Genomic DNA, 18,132 nt, shown 5'->3' on the forward strand with positions numbered 1-18,132 from the left:
ATCCCGCGCATGGATACGACAAGCCGATTCCCTGACGTGATGCTGCTGGCGGCCGGGCTCGGCACGCGCCTGCGGCCCTTGACCGATACCCTGCCCAAGCCGCTGGTGCCGGTGGCCGGCCGGCCGCTGATCGAGCGGGTGATGGCCAATGCCCGCGCCGAGGGCGCCAAGCGCTTCGTGGCCAATGCCCATTATCGCGCCGACCAGGTGCTGGCCCATTTCGGAGGGCTGCTCAAGGTCAATCGCGAGGAGACGCTGCTGGGCACGGGCGGGGGCGTCAGGGCGGCGCTGCCCATGCTGCATTCCGACCCCTTTTTCGTCATGAACACTGATGCCTTCTGGCCCGAGGGAGCCGATGCCCCGCTCGGACGGATGCGGGCTCGTTACCAGGAGCCTCCGGACATTGTTTTGCTGTGTATCCAGCCGCATCGGGCCCATGGCTTTGCGCGCAGCCACGATTTCTGTCTCGACCCCATGGGGCGGGTGACACGCGACTGGGGCGCACCGGTCATCTATGGCGGCGTCATGCTCATCGGCAAAAGCCTTTTCGCCGAATGTCCGGACGGGCCCTTTGCGCTCAACCTGCTGATCGACGCGGCACTCGAGGACGAACGGCTCTACGGCGTCGTGCTCGATGCACCCTGGTATCATGTCGGCGATCCGGCCGGGCTGGACGCGGCCGAAAAGGCCCTGGCGCCATGAACGTCTATTCCATCGCCCCCTCGACGCCGTTCCTGCCCTGCCTGGCACAAGCGGTGATGGATGGTCGGCTTCTGGGCGACTGGGATCGCAGTGCGCCGTTCTGGCTCAGCGACGTCACCATCATCGTGCCGACCCAGCGCGCCCGCCAGGCGCTGGCCGAAGCCTTTGCCGCTCATCCCGGCTTTACCGGCCTGCTCCCCGATATCCGCACCTTCGGAGGCGAGGAAGCCGACGAGGAGCCCTTCCTGCCGCCCTTCGATGCGCCAGCGCTTCCCAAAAAGGCGAGCGGATTGCGGCGGCGGCTGACTTTGTCTCAATTGGTCGCGCAATGGGCCTATAGCGACCGCGGGCGCCAGGCCTTTTCCAGTCCTCCCGGGGCAGCCGAGATCTTTTCCATGGCCGAATCGCTCGGCCGGGTGATCGACGACCTCCTGATCGAGGAGCGCAGCCCTGCCGATCTGCGCGCCATCGGCACCGATATGGCCCAGGAACTGGGCGAATATTGGCAGCAGACCCTGACCTTCCTCGATATCGCGCTCACCGCCTGGCCCGCCATGCTCCAAAGTGAGGGCCTGGCTGATCCTTCTGCCCTGCGCCGGACCCGGCTCGACCGGCAGGCCGCTGCGGCACCCTATCTTTATGGCGAGCGGCCCGTCATTGCTGCTGGCTCCACCGGCTCGATCCCGGCAACGGCGCGGCTGCTCAAGGCGGTGACGGGCCTGCCGCGCGGTGCCCTCGTGCTGCCCGGGCTCGACATGGCCCTGAGCGCCGACACGCTCGCCGATTTGCGGCGCAGCGACACCAATCCCCATGGCCATCCCCAATATGGCCTGTCCCATCTGCTGGGCCAATTGGGGCTCCACACCGTTGCCGATATACGCGAACTCTGTCCGGCGCCGCATCCCCGCACCGCCCTTGTCAATCACGCCCTGGCGCTCACCGCCGATACCGCCCACTGGGCCGCGCATCGCCCCGCGCCGGAAAACCTTGAGGCAGCCCTGGACGGCGTCGCTATCATCCAGGCGCGCAACGAGGACGAGGAGGCGCGTGCCATTGCCCTGGCGGGACGGGCAGCGCTCGAGGCCGGCCGCACCGTGGGCATTATCACGCCTGATCGGAACCTGGCCCGCCGCATTGCTGCCGAACTGAAACGGTTTGCCATTCACGTCGACGACGCCGCCGGCGCGCCGCTCTTTCATTCCCCGGCAGGACGCCTGGCGCGGCAGATCCTGAGCCTTGTGGCCAATGGCATCGCGCCGGTCGATCTCATGGCTCTGCTGCGCAATCGGGCGACCAGGTTGGGGCTGGACCCATCGGCCCTGGCGCCCCTGGTCGATCGCCTCGATCTGCTGCTCCTGCGCGGGCAGCGCCCGGCCGCAGGCTTTTCCGGCCTGCGCGCCCTCCTTGCATTGCGTAGCGACCAAACGGCCCGCATCCGCCGCAAGCCTATCCGCCCGGAAGATGCCAGCGCGATGGGCGATCTTTTCGACCGCCTTGAAGCCGCGCTTGCTCCGATGATCGCGCTGCTGGGTCGCGAGCGGATGGATGCAGCAAGCCTTGCCTCGGCGCTGTCGCAGAGCCTTTCTGCCATCAGCGACGGCGCATCGCTCGACGGGCGCGATATCGTCATGGACTGGGCAAGGGAAATGGCAGGTCTTGCAGGCTACGGCCACCATTTCGGCCCGTTCGGGCTCGACGCCGTACTGTTCGCGCTGATGAGCGGCTTCGAGGTACGCAATCACCAGACCCGGCGTGCCGATATCGCCATCTGGGGTCAGCTCGAGGCGCGGCTGATGAGCCCGGACCTGCTGATCCTGGCCGCGCTCAATGAAGACAAATGGCCGGCTCCGGCCGATCCGGGCCCCTGGCTCAGCCGCGGCATGCGCCTCGCCGCGGGCCTTGAACCGCCAGAGCGCATGCAGGGCCTTGCAGCCCACGATTTCGCCCAGGCCATGGGCAATGGCGAGGTGATCCTCGCCTATGCCGATCGCATCGGGGCGAGCCCGGCTCTGCCCTCCCGCCTCGTGCAGCGGCTCGACGCGTTTATCGGCTCCGACCATGCCCGGGCGCTGCGCCGCCGCGGCGAGGTCGCAAGGGTCGATGCGCGTCGGCTCGATGCCGTCACCGCCAGCCGGCCGGCCATCCGTCCGGCGCCCAATCCACCCTTTACGCCGCGTCTCACCCGGCTTTCCGTCACCGAGGTCGAGACGCTGATGCGCTCGCCCTACGATCTTTATGCCAAGCATGTGCTGGGCCTGCGCCCGCTCGATGCCCTCGGGGAGGACCCGGACGCGCGCGAAAGGGGCACCATCGTCCACGCCATCTTTGCCCGCTTCGTCAACGAGGGCCATGACGTGCTCGCGCCCGAGGCGCCGGACGTGCTGATGTCCATCGCCAATGCCGAATTTGCCGGCCTCGACGCCATCGGCGAGCGGCGCGACATCTGGCTGCGCCGCTTTTCCACCGCCGCCACGCAATTTCTGGCTTTCGAGCGCGATCGCGCCGAGAGGGTACGCAAGCGCCATGCCGAAATCCGGGGCGAATGGCAGGTGCCGCTGGGCCCCGGTTTCCTCATTACCGGGGAAGCCGACCGGGTCGACGAACTGAATGACGGCACGCTCGAAATTCTCGATTTCAAGACCGGTTCACCGCCGTCGGGCGCCAGCATGAAAGCGTTCGAGGCCCCGCAATTGCCGCTCGAGGCGCTGATGGCAAAGGCCGGCGCCATGCCGGTCCCGGCCGCTGCCTCCTCGGCGCTCACCTATATCAAGATCGGCCTTGGGCCCGAAGCGTTCACCCCCAGCGCCTTTGCCCTGGCTGAAGGCATGGATGTGATGGCCGCCGCCGACGAAATCTGGCGCCGCATGCAGGGACATATCGAGTTCTTCCTCCTGCGCGAAACCCCGCTTCCGGCGCGGCTGCTGCCGCTCAAGACGCAGCGTTTCGCCGGCCCATACGATCATCTGGCGCGCATGGCCGAATGGCTGGCCGTCGACGGGGAGGACGAGGCATGAGCGATCGCGGCGACCTCCTCATTCCCTCCAATACCCGCGACAGCCAGGCCCGGGCCAGCGATCCGGATTATTCGATCTGGGTGGAAGCCAATGCCGGGTCGGGCAAGACCTATGTGCTGACCCATAGGGTGCTGCGCCTGCTGCTCGCAGGCACGCGGCCTGAATCGATCCTCTGCCTGACCTACACCAAGGCTGCGGCCGCAGAGATGCGCAAGCGCGTCGGTGCAAGGCTGGCGCAATGGGCACTGGCGCAACCGGCCGAACTCCACAAGGACCTCGCCGAGCTGGTGGGCAGTCCGCCGAGCCCGGCCATGCTGCGCGATGCCCGGACCCTTTTTGCCCGTGCCCTCGAGACGCCGGGCGGCCTCCGCATCCTCACCATCCATGCCTTTTGCGAAGCGGTATTGCACCGTTTTCCCATCGAGGCCGGCGTGCCCTTCGACTTTGCCGTCATAGAGGACGAGCAGCAGGTGCAGATGGTGCTCTCGGCGCGGGAGAGCGTGCTCGCCGAAGGCCTGCGCGGTGGCACCCATGCCGAAGCGGTCGAGACGCTTTTCGGGCTTTTGAGCGACGACGCCATTACCAAGGCCATCCAGTCGGCGCTGTCCGAGGGCGCCCGGCTCAAGCCGGTTCTCGCCGATCTGCCGTCAGCCAAGGCGCGGCTGCGCCATCTCTTGGCCTATGGCGGCGCAAAACCGGCCGAGATCGAGGCGCGGCTGGTGTCGGAAACCCTTCTGACCCCGCCGGCCCTGCGCGACATCGTCAAAAGCCTGGGCGGCGATCCGCAGGGCAAGGCCTGTGTCGATCTCCTCGCCCGCCTGGACCCGGAAAATCCAGACCTGTCCGGCCTGCGCAACGCCTTCTTTACCGGCACCGGCACCCCGCGCGCCCGGTTGATGGTGAAAAAGCAGATCGAGGCGCATCCCCATCTCCACGACCTGCTGCTGGCCGAGCAGGAGCGGCTGGTGGCGCTCGAGAGCGAACGCAATGCCGCGCTGCTGGTGGCGCGGTCCGAGGCCATTCTCGATGTGGTCGCGGCCATCCGCGCGCGCTACGACGCCGACAAGAGCCGCCATGCCCTGCTCGATTTCGACGACTTGATCGAAAAGCTCGGCGATCTCTTCGATGATCGCGCCATCGCCCCCTGGGTGCAGTACAAGCTCGATGCCGGCATCGACCATATCCTGGTCGATGAGAGCCAGGACACCAATGAGCGGCAATGGCGCGTGGTCAAGGCGCTGGCCGAGGAGTTCTTTTCCGGTGCCGGCGCGGTGGAGCGGCCGCGCTCCATCTTCGCGGTGGGAGACCAGAAGCAGTCGATCTATTCCTTCCAGGGCGCCCAGCCCGTGCTGTTCGGCGAAACCGGCCTCGACATGGCCCGCCGCGCCCGGGCCGCGGACAAGCCGTTCCAGCGCGTACCGCTGCATACGAGCTTTCGCACGCTGGGCGTCATTCTCGAAGCCGTGGACCGGGTGACCGACAGGCCCGATATTCGCGCGGCGCTGCTGGCGGCCGAAAAGGTGGCTCATGAGGCTGCGCGCATCCAGCAGGGCGGCAGCGTCACCCTCTGGCCTCCGATCCAGGATGTCAGAACCGAGCGCGATACCAGCCAGTGGCCCCGCGAGGCCGTCGAGGCCGAGCAGAGTGCAGCGCGACAGGTGGCCTTGCGTATTGCCCGCCAGGTCCGGGCGTGGATCGATGAGGGCCGCGTGCTCGGCCAGCGCCAGCGCCCGATCAGCGCCGATGACGTTTTGATCCTCGTGCAGAAACGCGGGGCCTTTTTCCAGGAGATCATCCGGGCCCTTCGGGCCGAAAACCTGCCGACCCCCGGCGCCGACCGGCTCGCCGTGACTGGCCATATCGCCGTGCTCGACCTTCTTGCGCTGATTGATGTGCTGCTCAACCCCGCCGATGACCTGCAATTGGCCGCCCTGTTGCGCTCGCCGCTCTTCGAGGTGTCCGAAGACGACCTTTTTGCCCTCGCCCATGGCAGGGCGGGCCAGAGCCTTCATGCCGCACTTTTCGCCTCGCCGCGACCTGAAGCCCGCGCCGCAGCTGCCCAGTTGGCGCGCTGGCGCGATACGCTCGAGACCGACCGGCCGTTCGAATTCCTTTCTGCCATTCTCTATGCGGAAGGCGGTTTGCGCCGCTTCCACGCCCGGCTGGGCATGGAAGTCGACGAAGTGCTTTCCGAGCTGCTCGAGCTGGCCCTTGCCCACGAGCAGGGCGGGCAGCCCTCGCTGCAGGGTTTTGCCGTCGACATGCGTCGCCGCTCGGTGACCATCAAGCGCGAACTGGCCGAAAGCGGGGGCGGGGTCCGCGTAATGACCGTGCATGGTGCCAAGGGGCTCGAGGCCCCCATCGTCATCCTGGCCGATGCCGCCAGTAAGCCGTCGGCCACCATGACCGGCAAGCCGGTCTATGTGCTCGATCGCCATCCCGGCCCGCTTCTCGTCCATGCCTCGGCCAAGGGCCAGCACGACGCTGCCACCCTGCCGGTCAAGGAGAGTATCGACAGCGCCCTGGCCGAAGAATATTGGCGCCGGCTCTATGTGGCCATGACCCGGGCAGAGGACGAACTCTACGTCACCGGCACGCTCGGGGCCGGTTCGAGCCCGGAGGCCCTCCTGGCCGGGAGCTGGTACGAGGCGATCGAGCAGGCCCTGCAACCCGATCTTGTTCCATTGCACGACGCCGCTGGCGCCATCGCGGCTTTGGTCTATCCAGGACTTGCCGAACCTGCCCTTTCCGGGAGCGCGGCGGGCGCGCCGCCCGCTCCTGCGCCATTCGTCCCCCGGGCGGTGCCCGAGCCTGCGGTCGTTAGCCTCGTTTCGCCATCGCGGGCCAGAACCGACAGGGGACCACAGCCGATCCTGCAAAGCCTCGTCGAGGAGACGCGCGACGCCGAGGGCGCGCGCAAGGATGGCCTGGCGCTCCACGCCCTGCTCCAGCATCTGGGTAAGGTCGCCCCGCGCGATTGGGACCGCGTGGCGCCCCGGGCGCTGGAAACCCTGCTGCCCGATCGGCCCGATCGTCATGATGGACTGGCGGCGCGGGCCATCTCCATCCTCTCGCGGCCCGATCTGTCGCCGCTGTTCGGCCCGACGAGCCGGGCGGAAGTCCCCTTCCTCGTGCCCGCGCTGCAAAGGGGCGCACCGGTCCGCCTCACGGGCCGCATCGACCGCCTGGTGGTTGACGACTCAAGCGTGCTGGTGGTCGATTACAAGTCGGACGCACAGGTGCCTGCGCGGCCCGAGGACGTGCCCTGGAACTACCGAACGCAATTGGCGCTTTATGCACTGGTTGCAGGCCAGCTTTTCCCGGGTCGTTCCGTCTCTGCGGCGATCCTGTGGACCGAGTTGAAATCGTTGATGAATTTGCCCGAGCCATTGCTGGAGGCGGCGCGGGCGGAATTCACCCTGCGGTGAGCATCTTGAACCAGGGCTGGACTCTCACCAGCTTTGGGAGCAAACACACCGCCGCCTGTCGGACCCGGACGGTCCGACACTGAAAATTCTGAGTTTCGCTCCCCGGCGGGGATCGCGAAGCGCCCCTTAGGAAGGCAAGACCATGACCAAAGCTGTTTCCGAAGCCAATTTCGGCCAGGAAGTCCTTAATTCCAACGAGCCTGTCCTCGTCGATTTCTGGGCAGAATGGTGCGGTCCCTGCCGGGCCATCGCTCCGGTCCTGGACGAATTGTCCACCGAGCTCGAAGGCAAGGTGAAGATCGTCAAGCTCAACGTCGACGAAAACCCCGGGATCGCTGCCCAGTATGGCGTGCGCTCGATCCCCACCATGATCCTGTTCAAGGGTGGCGAGGCTGCCGACATGAAAATTGGCGCCGGCACCCCCAAGGCGGGCCTGACCAAGTGGCTCGAGGGCCACGCCGCCTGATCTGGACACCAGAGATTACCCATGGGCCGCCGGAGCCATTCGGCGGCCTTTTTCATTCGCCTGTCAAAGACATGGCCGCCGTCCGACCCGGACGGCGCGGATAGGCCGGCACCGACCCGGCTTGTTCCGGTCGCATCCCTCCTGTTAAGCATGGCGACGATAACGATAACGCTACCGTGACGGGGGAGCCGCCTTGGCCAATATCGATCTTTCTGCCGCCCCTTTTCATCTCGATGAAGCTGGCATGGCCTGGGTGCATCAAACCCGCGATTCCCTGTCGGCGCGGGACAAGCTGGCCCAGCTCTTCGTGCTCTTGTCGCGCGAAGCCCCGGACGAGGCGCTCAATGCGATGCGCAGCTTCAAGCCGGGCGGCATCACCCGCATCTACTCCGCCGACCTGGCTGCCGAAATCGGGTTGATGCAGCACGTCGATACGGCGGGCCCCGTGCCCATGCTAGTCAGCGCCGATCTCGAGGGCAGCCGCATGAGCCTGCCCTTCGGCACCGAAGTGCCCAATCCCCTGGGTCTGGCGGCCGTGGACGATGTCGAGGCGACGACGGCCATTTCCACTCTCATGGCTGAAGAAGCCCGCGCTGCAGGGCTCAACTGGAGCTTCACGCCGGTCATCGACATCAACAAGGCCTGGCAGAGCGCGATTGTCGGCACCCGTTCCTATGGCTCGGATGTCGAGCGGATCGAGCGGCATTCCCTGGCCCAGATCGGCGCGTTCCAGGCCAAGGGCGTCGCCGCCACCGTCAAGCACTGGCCGGGCGAAGGCTATGACGATCGCGACCAGCATCTGGTCACTACCGTCAATCCGCTGAGCCTCGACGACTGGGAAGCCAGTTTCGGACGGCTTTATCGCGCGGCCATCGATGCGGGCGTGATGAGCGTGATGAGCGCCCATATCGCCTTTCCCGCCTTCGTGCGCGAACTCGAGCCGGAAGCCGAGGGGGAGGCCTTTCGTCCCGCCACGCTGAGCCGCGTGCTCAACCAGACGCTGCTGCGCGAAAAGCTGGGATTTAACGGCCTCATCGTGTCCGACGCCACGCCCATGGCCGGGTTCGGCGATTGGGGACCACGAGAACAGACCATTCCCCAATGCGTTGTCGCCGGTTGCGATGTCATCCTGTTCTCCGACGATCCCACGACCGACCTCATGTACCTGGTCAAGGCCGTCGCCGATGGCCGGCTGAGCCAGGAACGGGTCGACGAGGCCGTGACGCGCGTCCTGGCGCTCAAGGCTGCGCTGGGCCTTCACAAGCCGGATCGTCCGCCTGTCGGGCTCGACGCGGCCCGTGCGGTGCTCGAGCGTCCGCAAAGCCGGCAGCTGGCCAAGTCCGTGACAGCCCGCGTGCCCACGCTGGTCAAGGACGTGCCGGGTCTGTTGCCGCTCTCGCCCGAGCGGCATCGGCGGGTGATCGTCTTCTCGACTGGCGCCGTCCAGCCCTTCGCGCCCCATCCCCTGCCACTGAGCTTGCCCAACATGCTCTGGCGCGAGGGCTTCGAGATCACCGAATATGCGCCCGGCATGGCCTTCGATCCCAAGGATTTCGATCTGGCGCTCTATCTGCTCGCCGAGGAAACCCTGCTCACCCGCCAGCGTATCTTCCTCAACTGGAAAGAACTGACGGGGACCGTGTTCGGCGCCATGAAGCGCTATTGGCACGACCTGCCGGTACTCATGGTCTCGCTGGGCTACCCCTATTATCTTCACGACGCACCGCGCGTGCCCACCTATGTCAACGCCTATGGCTCCAACGAAGCCATGCAGGCGGCCGTGGTCGATGCGCTCATGGGGCGCAGCGCCTTCGAGGGCAAAAGCCCGGTCGATGCTTTTTGCGGCAGCGAGCAGGCGCGCTACTGAGCCGACGGGGGATGGAACGGTTTGCGCCGGTTCCGTCCTTCCCATCAGCCGGGCCAGCACGCTAGACATGGGCGAACTGGAGCGAACATGGCCACCTTCACCGATATTGCGCGCCGGGTGCACAACCATACCTGGAAGCTGGACCCGATCGTCAGGAGCCTGCTCGATACCGATTTCTACAAGCTTTTGATGCTGCAGATGGTCTGGGGCCTTTATCCCAAGGTCGAGGCCACGTTCAGCCTGATCAACCGCACCCGTTCGGTCCGTCTGGCCGACGAGATCGATATCGACGAATTGCGCGCCCAGCTCGACCATTGCCGCACGCTGCGCTTTTCCAAGAAGGAAATGATCTGGCTGGCCGGCAACAGCTTTTACGGCTCGCGCCAGATCTTCCAGCCCGGCTTCCTGCGCTGGCTGGAGAATTTCCAGCTCCCCGAATATCGCCTCGAACAACGCGACGGCCAGTTCGTGCTGGAATTTCCCGGCCTTTGGGTCGAGACCACGATGTGGGAAATTCCGGCGCTGGCGATCATCAACGAATTGCGCTCCCGCGCTGCCATGAAGGATTACGGCCCTTTCACGCTCGACGTCCTCTATGCGCGCGCCAAGGCCCGGATGTGGGAAAAGGTCGAGCGGCTGCAAAAGCTGCCCGATCTGCGGATTTCCGATTTCGGCACCCGCCGCCGCCATTCCTTTCTCTGGCAGCGCTGGTGCGTCGAGGCCCTCAAGGAAGGGATCGGCGACAATTTCACCGGCACCTCCAACGTCAAGCTGGCGATGGACAGCGATCTCGAAGCCCTGGGCACCAATGCCCACGAACTGCCCATGGTGCTGGCCGCCCTGGCGCGGTCCGACGAGGAATTGCGCGAAGCGCCCTATCGGGTCCTGCAGGACTGGAAAAGCTATTATGGCGGCAATCTGCTGATCGTATTGCCCGATGCCTTCGGCACCGATGCCTTTTTGCGCGATGCACCCGACTGGGTGGCGGACTGGACCGGTTTTCGTCCCGACAGCGCCCCGGCAATAGAGGGCGGCGAGAAGATCATCGCCTTCTGGAAGCAGCGTGGCCGCGATCCGAGGGAAAAGCTCCTGATCTTTTCGGACGGGCTCGATGTCGAGATGATCGAGGATGCCTATCTCCATTTCGACGGGAAGGTGCGCATGGCGTTCGGCTGGGGCACCAATCTCACCAATGACTTCGAGGATTGTGCGCCGGACCGTAATCCCATGCTCAAGCCGATCTCGATTGTCGCCAAGGTGTCCGAGGCCAATGGGCGTCCTGCGGTCAAGCTGTCGGACAATCCGGCCAAGGCCACGGGCGAGCCGGGGGAGATCGCGCGCTACCTGCGTGTCTTTGGCGACACAGGGCGGGTGGAACACGCCGTGCGCGTCTAGCAGGCCTTTCGAGGGGCCGAGAATCGCACTATCTCATGGCGTGCTGACATGTCAGCATTAGTCCCCAGCGCCCTGAGCCGGCGCGGATATGATGCGCTTCCGCACCCGTTGCGTCGACCCAGCTGAAGTGGAGAACCTCCGCTGCGGCCATGACGTTAAGGCTGCGTGAACCATCCACGGCCAATCTGGTCGATGGGGGCTCCACTGGAGCCGGAATGAGCCTTGACCTGATCGATATCGCGCTGTCCGAGCACCAGCCTCATCCCCGCATTCCCAACCGGGTGACGGGCAAGGTTAGAGCCGTGCTGAGCGAAACCCTGGGTGGCAAGCAGGTGCGTCACGACTTGCTCGTGCCGGTCTGGATCGACGTGCATGACGGCATGAGTTCCGATGATGTGGAACTGGCCCTCATGGTCAAGGCGGCCGATATCGTGGGGCGCCTCAAGCAGCATCTGCTGCCGCGATCCGCCTGATCCTCTCAGTCTTCGGCGCGGCAGAGCGCGGCCACAAAGCGCCGGCGGGCGGCTCTGGCGCGGGCGTCGTCCCTGTCGATGCCGGCATGGGCCCGGGTCGCGGTCGGCACCGGCGCTTGCATGACGGCGGCCTCGGCCAGCATCCGTCGGCGCAGGCGCTCGTCGCGCACGAACCAGACGACTGTCGTCGTCACGAGAATCCAGATTGCTACGATTTCCCAGCTCATCGTCCCTGTCCCCCGAGGATCGGTACGATGCCTCAATAGCCAATGCCGCTGCCGGCCCAAAGCGCCTTCGGCAGTTAAGCCTAATGGCTAAACTTGTGTGTTCTGAAAGGTTTGCGGCAGCGGCAGGCCACGATTGAGCGCCACCAGCATGGCGCGCACCTGCGCCTCCGCAACCTTGCTCACGGCCTTGCGGTCGTCGCTCTGGCTCAGCGGCATGGGGGTCGAGAAGGCAATGGTGAGGTCCTTGACCGGGCCGGACAGAATCTCGCGGACATTCTGGCGGACGGACTTGGACTTGATCCAGGCGATCAGCGAACGCTCGTTGCGGCTGACGGGCAGGCCCTGCAGGCGCGTATAGGCGATGGTGACGGGCTGGATCACCACGTCCCTGGCCCCGGCCTCGATCATGGCGTGCTGCGCTGCGCCGATCAGCGCCGAGCGGAAGGGGAGCACATGGGTGCCGATATCGGACTGCCCCTCGGCAAACAGCAGCACCGCGTTGCCACCGGCCATGTGCTCTCCCATGGCGCGGGCCGTGCGCCCGGTTTCCGAGCGGCGCGTGCGGTCGGCATAAATGGTGCGCTGCAGGTCCGCCATCATCCCCACGAACGGCCATTTGCCCACTTCACGCTTGGCCACGAAGGTGACGTTCGCCACCGAGCCCAGGGCCACGATGTCGGTCCACGAGATATGGTTGGACACCATGAGCGTGGGGCGCCCGGTCGAGGGCGTGCCGATAACGGTGACCCGCAGGCCCAGGAACAGGCATCCCAGGCGGTGGAACAGGCGCGGCAGCACCGTCCATATCGGAAGCTTGAGGGCGATGATCACCGCCTGCAGGGGGATGACCACGATCAGAAAGGGCACGAAGACGAATAAGAAGAACAACGTCCGTAGGATCATTTCCGAGGCGCCTCAGGCCTTTTTGTCAGAGATGGGCACGGCATAGAGTTCGAGCCGGTGGTCCACCAGCTTGTAGCCAAGCCGCTTGGCGATCACTTCCTGGATCGCCTCGATTTCCTCGTTGCGGAACTCGATCACGGTGCCGCTTCGAATATCGATGAGGTGATCGTGGTGCTCGTCCGGAATGAGCTCGAACCGCGCGCGGCCATCCTTGAAATCGTGCTTGGTGACGAGCCCGGCTTCCTCGAAGAGGTTGACGGTGCGATAGACGGTGGAAAGCGAAATGCGCGGATCGACCGAAGATGCACGCCGGTAGAGCTCTTCCACGTCCGGATGGTCGGACGCGCCCTCGATCACCCGGGCAATCACCCGGCGCTGGTCGGTCATGCGCATGCCGCGAGCCACGCAGGCTTCCTCGAGCGTCGGCTCGGCTGGATTTTTGCTCACGCCATTGCTCCCTGGCCGGTCATCGTCAGGACCGGGTTAACCAAGATCGCGCGCCATGACAAGCGCGGTGGCGGCGGACCCGTCGGGCCGGGCATAATAGCCCTTGCGAGCGGAAATCCTGGCAAAGCCCAGCCGCGCATAGAGCCGGATAGCGGCTTCGTTCTGCTCGTCCACCTCGAGAAACATGCGCCGTGCCGGCGACAGCATGAGATCGGCAAAGACTGCATCCATCAGCGCCTTTCCCAGCCCCTTGCCCCGCCAGCGGGGATCGACGGCAATGGTCAGAAGCTCGGATTCGTCGGCGGCGAGGCGAATGAGCGCAAAACCGGCAATGCGCCGCCGGCTGTCGCAGGCGATATAGGCCGGGCTGGTCCGGTCCCCGAGGAAGCTGGCAAAGTCCTCGCTGGGCCAGCCCCGGTAGAAGCTCTGCGCATGGATCCGCGCCAGATCCTTGGCGTCGCCGCTCTCGGCAGGCTCTACATGCAGCCCCCCTGGGGCCATCCACAACTTCATCATGTCCGCTCATCCGCCAGTCGCCGGGGAATGCGTGCCGCATCCTGCGGCTTGGCATCGGCATCCCGGATATAGGAGGCGTGCGGCGGATAGGCGAGGGCGTCGGCTTTCGCGGCAAATTGTGCCATGGCGCCGATATCGACGAAGGGCGTGTCGATCAGCTGCGCCGCCTCGGGTATGGCGGCCTGCGCCATCGCCATCGGCAGCAGACGCGGACCATCGCCGCCCTCGCCAGGGGCTGCAAAGCTCTCGAAATAGGCTTCGCCCCGGCGGGCATCGATCAGCACCGCGACCGGTCCCCCCGACCCTGAAAGCGATAGAGCGAACAGGCTGGGAATGCCGAGGACCGGCAGGTTTCGCGCCAGCCCCAGTCCGCGTGCGGCCGAGAGCCCGATGCGCAATCCGGTAAACGATCCCGGACCCGTGGTGACGGCGATGCGATCGAGATCGGCATAATCGGTGCCATTGCGGCCCAGAAGCTGCCCGATGCGGTCGAAAAGGATCTCCGCATGGCCCTTGGCGATATCCTCGACCAGCACATCGATGCCGCCATCGGGCAGGGTCAGGGCCAGTTGCAGGCGCGGGGCGGCCGTATCGATGGCGAGGGTGATCTTCTGCGTCATGACCTATCCTGAGCCCGGAACGCGCAGCGTCCGTCGCGTCAATTTCAGGGCAGGGTGACAGATGCACAGTCCCGTGCCTGGCCTTTGCACTCCTACCCTTTCGCCGCGGCCCGAGTCCACTGCCTTGACGCCCATCCCGGCTGCGACCACCTTGCCCGCATGCGCCGTGATTCGTTCCCCCTCCAGCCATGACCTGGCTGGCCGAAACCGCCATGTTGAGCCAGGGATGGCGCCGCTTCCTGCTGCTTTTGGCTGCCGGTGCGCTTGCGGGGCTGTCGGTGCCGCCGTTTTTCCTTTTGCCCGTGTTGTTCCTGGCCATGCCCGTCTGGGTCTGGGCGCTCGATGGCGCCGAGCACCGCCGGGGCTGGCGGCGTCTCTTCGGTCCGGCCTTCACCATCGGCTTCGCCTTTGGCTGGGGCTATTTTCTCGTCGGCTTCCATTGGCTGGGTGCCGCCTTTTTTGTCGATGGCGGCTGGGTGCTGGGCGCCATGCCATTTGCCGTGGCGGCGCTGGCAGCGCTGATCGCCCTGTTCTGGGGCTTTGCCAGTGCGCTGGCGCATCTGTTCTGGAGCCACGGCTGGACACGCATTCTGACCCTGGCGGCCTGGCTGGCCGCAGCCGAATTCCTGCGTGGGCATGTCTTTACCGGTTTTCCGTTCGATCTCCTGGGCTATAGCCTCACCGGCACAGACGAAATGATGCAGCTTGCTTCGGTGATCGGGGTTTATGGGCTGACTTTTCTCGCGCCGCTTCTGGCCATGACGCCGGCCCTGATCTGGCCTGCCGACGACCGCTCCTGGTCGCGCAGGCTGGCGCCGTTCTTCCTTGCGCTGCTCGTCGTGTCGCTGCAGCTCGGCTATGGCTGGAACCGTCTGGCGGGCAATGTCTCGACTGAGCGGCAGGACATGGCGCTGCGGCTTGTCCAGCCGCTCGTTTATGAGCATGCCGATTTCGGCAATGTCGACCCGGTGGCACTGGTGGACCGGCTGGTCATGCTCTCCGACATGCGCATGGACCCCTCCGATCAGGGCCTGGCGGACATTACCCACCTGGTCTGGCCCGAATCGAGCCTGCCCTTCTTCCTCGAATCCTATCCCGATGCGCTGGCCCGTATTGCCCGCATGCTGCCCGATCAGGCGACCCTGATCGCCGGGGTGCCGCGGCGTCCCCTGGCGCTCGATGGCGCCCAGCCCGGCCAGCCGCCCCATAATTCGGTCGTTGCCATCAATAGCGACGGGGAAATCATCGCCTCATACGACAAGGCCCACCTCGTGCCTTTCGGCGAATATTTGCCGTTTGCGGAGCTGTTCTCGCGGCTGGGCATCACCCAGTTCGTGCCCGGCGCCGAGGGCTGGTCTGCGGGCGATGCGCGGCGACGGCTGATGGCTCTGCCCAATACGCCCGCCGCGCTGATCCTGGTCTGTTACGAAATCATCTTCTCGGGCGATCTGGGAGAGGTCTCGGGCGCCCAGTTCCTCCTCAACCTCACCAACGACGCCTGGTTTGACGGTTCCGTCGGCCCGGCCCAGCATGCCCATCACGCCCGCATCAGGGCCGTCGAGGAAGGCATGAGCCTGGTGCGCGTGGCCAATACCGGCCTTACCTTCGCCACCGACCCGTTGGGGCGGGTCACTGCGCGGCTGGCACCCGGCGAGATGGCGGCTCTCGATGTGCGGCCCCATCAAAAGCTCAGCGGCACCGTCTTCGCCCAGGTGCGCCACTGGCCGTTTCTGATCGCCGTTCTCGCCGGCATGCTGGTCGGGTTTGTGGCCTCCCGTCGCGGCCGGCGCCGGCTCCAGAAATAGAAAACCCCGCAGCCTTGCGGCTACGGGGTTTTGAAATTGGTGCCCAGAAAAGGACTCGAACCTTCACGCCTTGCGGCACACGGACCTGAACCGTGCGCGTCTACCAATTCCGCCATCTGGGCGACGGGCGAGTAACTAGGTTGCTGCCCCGACATTGTCAATGCGCTTTGTGCAGGTTTCAGAACTTTGCCCCATCCCAATGTTTTATAACGGCGAGATCGGCCCCTGCCGCGCCCTCGAGACTGGGCCGACGGATCACGAAAGGGCTTTTGCCCACGCCGTTCTCGCCCCGGGCAAAGGCTCGACAGAAGCGAGCCGCTTGCGGTAGAAGCGGCTGACACAATCCTGCCTGCCGGAGTTTCCAGATGGATCGCACCCTTCCCAAGCTCGTCACCATTTTTGGTGGGTCGGGATTCGTCGGCACCCATCTGGTCCAGATCCTGGCGCGCCAGGGCTATCGCATCCGCGTAGCCGTCCGCCGGCCGGACCTCGCCGGCAAGACCCGCATTTTCGGCAATGTCGGACAGGTCATGCCGATCCAGGCCAATCTGCGCAATGCCGATTCCGTGCGTCGTGCCGTCGAGGGCGCGGATATCGTCATCAACCTGGTTGGCGTCGGCCATGAAAAGGGCCCGCAGAGCTTCGAGGCCGTGCATGTGCAGGGCGCCGCGCTCGTCGCGCAACTGGCCAAGCAGGCCGGCGTTTCCGCCTTCGTGCACATGTCCGCCCTTGGCGTCGACAAGGCGGCCGATGTCAGCCTTTATGCCGCTAGCAAGTTCCGCGGCGAACAGGCCGTGCTCGCCGCCTTCCCCGAGGCCGTCGTCATGCGGCCGGGGCTGATTTTCGGGCAGGGCGATGGCTTCTTCAATCTGATGGGCACCCTGGCGCGCATGTTCCCGGTCATGCCGCTGATTTCAGGCAAGACCCTGTTCCAGCCAGTTTTCGTCGGGGACGTGGCCGAAGCCTTCGCCCAGGCGGCAGAGGGCAAAGTCAAGACCGGCCGCGTCTATGAACTGGGGGGCCCGGATGTGGAGAGCCACAAGGCGTTGATGGAACGCATCCTGCGCGAGGCCGGCCGCAAGCGCCCGCTCGTGCCGTTCCCATCGGGCCTTGCCAAGCTCGGCGCCTCGATCCTGGGCATCCTGCCGACCAAGCCGCTGGTCACAGGCGACCAGGTCGAATTGCTGGGCGTCGACAATGTCGTTTCCGAAGAGGCCATTCGCGACAAGCGCACCCTGGCCGCCTTCGGCATCGTGCCCACCAGCATGGATGCGATCCTGCCCACCTATATGTGGCGTTTCCGTCGACACGGCGAATTCGATCGCGATGACAAGTCGCAATCGGGCGGCAGCGTCGCCGCCTGACGCTTGATTTTCTTGCCATGTTCAAGCCTCCGACCTTGTGGTCGGGGGCTTCTTTTATGTCTTAGAAGAGCCGAACAAATAGTCCAAGATATATCTTGAAACCGCGCTGTCCGACGCCGATCTTCTGGGTCACGGGCTTTCAAGATATATCTGGAGATAGGTCATGAGCTACTGGAACAATGGCGAGCCGAACTGGCGCAAGATCGAGCAGATGGCGCGGCGTGGCTGGGGCCGGATGCAGCGGATGGCTGACGACGAATTCGGTAACTGGGGGGGCAATGTGCGCGTCGGGCGCATGCTGGCCTCGGGCGACCTGCGCCTTGTGGCGCTCTACTTCATCGAGCAGCAGCCCCGCCATGGCTATGACCTGATCAAGGCGGTGGAAGAGCGCTCGAATGGGGTCTATTCACCCAGTCCCGGCATAGTTTACCCGGCGCTGACATTTCTCGAGGAAGCCGGTTACGTGACCTCCTCGGCCGATGGCAACAAGAAGCTCTACACCATCACCGATGAAGGCCGGACGCATCTGGCGGAAAATCGCGAATCGGTGGCCTCGACGCTGGATTTCCTGGCCCGGACCGGCGAACAGATGAACCGCTTCCGCGAATTCGTGCGGGCAGACTTTCCCTTCGGCGACCAATCCCGTCCCGAGGATGGCAACGTGCCCCCCAATTGGGGCGGGCGTTCGGAACGCTCTGCGCCGGACCAGCCGATGCACGATGCCGTGCCCGAACTCGAAGCGGCCCGCAAGGCGCTCAAGCAGGCCCTCAAGAAAGCCCGCAAGGGCAGCGACGAGCAGCAGCGCCGTGCCGCTGACATCCTCCGGCGGGCTGCCGCCGAAGTCGATGGCTTGGCTGACGACGAGGTCGATCTCTAGGGTCGCGGAAGGCAGACGCCATATTCTG

15 protein-coding genes and 1 tRNA gene are annotated in these 18,132 nt (G+C 65.4%); 10 read left to right on the forward strand and 6 right to left on the reverse strand.

Going from position 1 to position 18,132, the window contains the following annotated elements; genetic code table 11:
- Positions 1-9: 9 nt before the first annotated feature.
- From VE26_RS14785 to VE26_RS14815, 7 genes are all read left to right on the forward strand, one after another.
- Positions 10-702 carry a nucleotidyltransferase family protein gene (locus VE26_RS14785; RefSeq protein WP_046105919.1) on the forward strand — a complete coding sequence of 231 codons (693 nt, stop codon included), beginning with the start codon at positions 10-12 and terminating at the stop codon, positions 700-702.
- Complete coding sequence (gene addB / locus VE26_RS14790) at positions 699-3,716, forward strand: double-strand break repair protein AddB (RefSeq protein WP_046105920.1); 3,018 nt, start codon at positions 699-701, stop codon at positions 3,714-3,716. Before VE26_RS14785 ends, addB begins: the two co-directional genes overlap by 4 nt.
- Positions 3,713-7,144 (forward strand): double-strand break repair helicase AddA, encoded by a 3,432-nt coding sequence (gene addA, locus VE26_RS14795; protein WP_046105921.1) that lies wholly within the window; start codon positions 3,713-3,715, stop codon positions 7,142-7,144. The genes addB and addA overlap by 4 nt, the downstream gene beginning before the upstream one ends.
- 142 nt (positions 7,145-7,286) lie before the next feature.
- Positions 7,287-7,610, forward strand: a complete 324-nt coding sequence (gene trxA / locus VE26_RS14800; protein WP_046105922.1) for a thioredoxin — start codon at positions 7,287-7,289, stop codon at positions 7,608-7,610.
- A 193-nt stretch (positions 7,611-7,803) separates the two neighbouring features.
- Entirely contained in the window at positions 7,804-9,477 is a 1,674-nt protein-coding gene (locus VE26_RS14805) for a glycoside hydrolase family 3 protein (protein ID WP_046105923.1), read from the forward strand.
- An 87-nt stretch (positions 9,478-9,564) separates the two neighbouring features.
- Positions 9,565-10,872 (forward strand): nicotinate phosphoribosyltransferase, encoded by a 1,308-nt coding sequence (gene pncB / locus VE26_RS14810; protein ID WP_046105924.1) that lies wholly within the window; start codon positions 9,565-9,567, stop codon positions 10,870-10,872.
- Positions 10,873-11,087: 215 nt separating this feature from the next.
- Positions 11,088-11,345 carry a hypothetical protein gene (locus VE26_RS14815; RefSeq protein ID WP_046105925.1) on the forward strand — a complete coding sequence of 86 codons (258 nt, stop codon included), beginning with the start codon at positions 11,088-11,090 and terminating at the stop codon, positions 11,343-11,345.
- 5 nt (positions 11,346-11,350) lie between these two features.
- Here VE26_RS14815 and VE26_RS14820 read toward each other — a convergent pair whose 3' ends face one another.
- The 5 genes from VE26_RS14820 to tsaB form a co-directional block, all read right to left on the reverse strand.
- Complete coding sequence (locus VE26_RS14820) at positions 11,351-11,572, reverse strand: hypothetical protein (protein ID WP_046105926.1); 222 nt, start codon at positions 11,570-11,572, stop codon at positions 11,351-11,353.
- An 87-nt stretch (positions 11,573-11,659) separates the two neighbouring features.
- Entirely contained in the window at positions 11,660-12,475 is an 816-nt protein-coding gene (locus VE26_RS14825; RefSeq protein ID WP_084620550.1) for a lysophospholipid acyltransferase family protein, read from the reverse strand.
- A gap of 12 nt (positions 12,476-12,487) precedes the next feature.
- Complete coding sequence (locus VE26_RS14830) at positions 12,488-12,868, reverse strand: Fur family transcriptional regulator (RefSeq protein ID WP_046106411.1); 381 nt, start codon at positions 12,866-12,868, stop codon at positions 12,488-12,490.
- 90 nt (positions 12,869-12,958) lie between these two features.
- Positions 12,959-13,438, reverse strand: a complete 480-nt coding sequence (gene rimI / locus VE26_RS14835; RefSeq protein WP_046105927.1) for a ribosomal protein S18-alanine N-acetyltransferase — start codon at positions 13,436-13,438, stop codon at positions 12,959-12,961.
- A complete protein-coding gene (tsaB, locus tag VE26_RS14840; protein ID WP_052715943.1) occupies positions 13,435-14,058 on the reverse strand; it encodes a tRNA (adenosine(37)-N6)-threonylcarbamoyltransferase complex dimerization subunit type 1 TsaB in 624 nt (207 codons plus the stop codon). Before tsaB ends, rimI begins: the two co-directional genes overlap by 4 nt.
- Before the next feature lie 188 nt (positions 14,059-14,246).
- On the opposite strand from tsaB, the gene lnt reads away from it, so the two are divergent.
- Positions 14,247-15,863 carry an apolipoprotein N-acyltransferase gene (lnt, locus tag VE26_RS14845; protein ID WP_046105928.1) on the forward strand — a complete coding sequence of 539 codons (1,617 nt, stop codon included), beginning with the start codon at positions 14,247-14,249 and terminating at the stop codon, positions 15,861-15,863.
- A 37-nt stretch (positions 15,864-15,900) separates the two neighbouring features.
- Here the strand turns inward: lnt and VE26_RS14850 are convergent.
- Positions 15,901-15,985 (reverse strand) — tRNA-Leu (locus VE26_RS14850).
- Between the two features lie 243 nt (positions 15,986-16,228).
- On the opposite strand from VE26_RS14850, the gene VE26_RS14855 reads away from it, so the two are divergent.
- Complete coding sequence (locus VE26_RS14855; RefSeq protein ID WP_046105929.1) at positions 16,229-17,227, forward strand: complex I NDUFA9 subunit family protein; 999 nt, start codon at positions 16,229-16,231, stop codon at positions 17,225-17,227.
- Positions 17,228-17,390: 163 nt separating this feature from the next.
- Entirely contained in the window at positions 17,391-18,104 is a 714-nt protein-coding gene (locus VE26_RS14860) for a PadR family transcriptional regulator (RefSeq protein ID WP_052715944.1), read from the forward strand.
- Positions 18,105-18,132 lie beyond the last annotated feature (28 nt).

The sequence above is a fragment of the Devosia chinhatensis genome, assembly GCF_000969445.1.
GTDB lineage: Bacteria > Pseudomonadota > Alphaproteobacteria > Rhizobiales > Devosiaceae > Devosia > Devosia chinhatensis.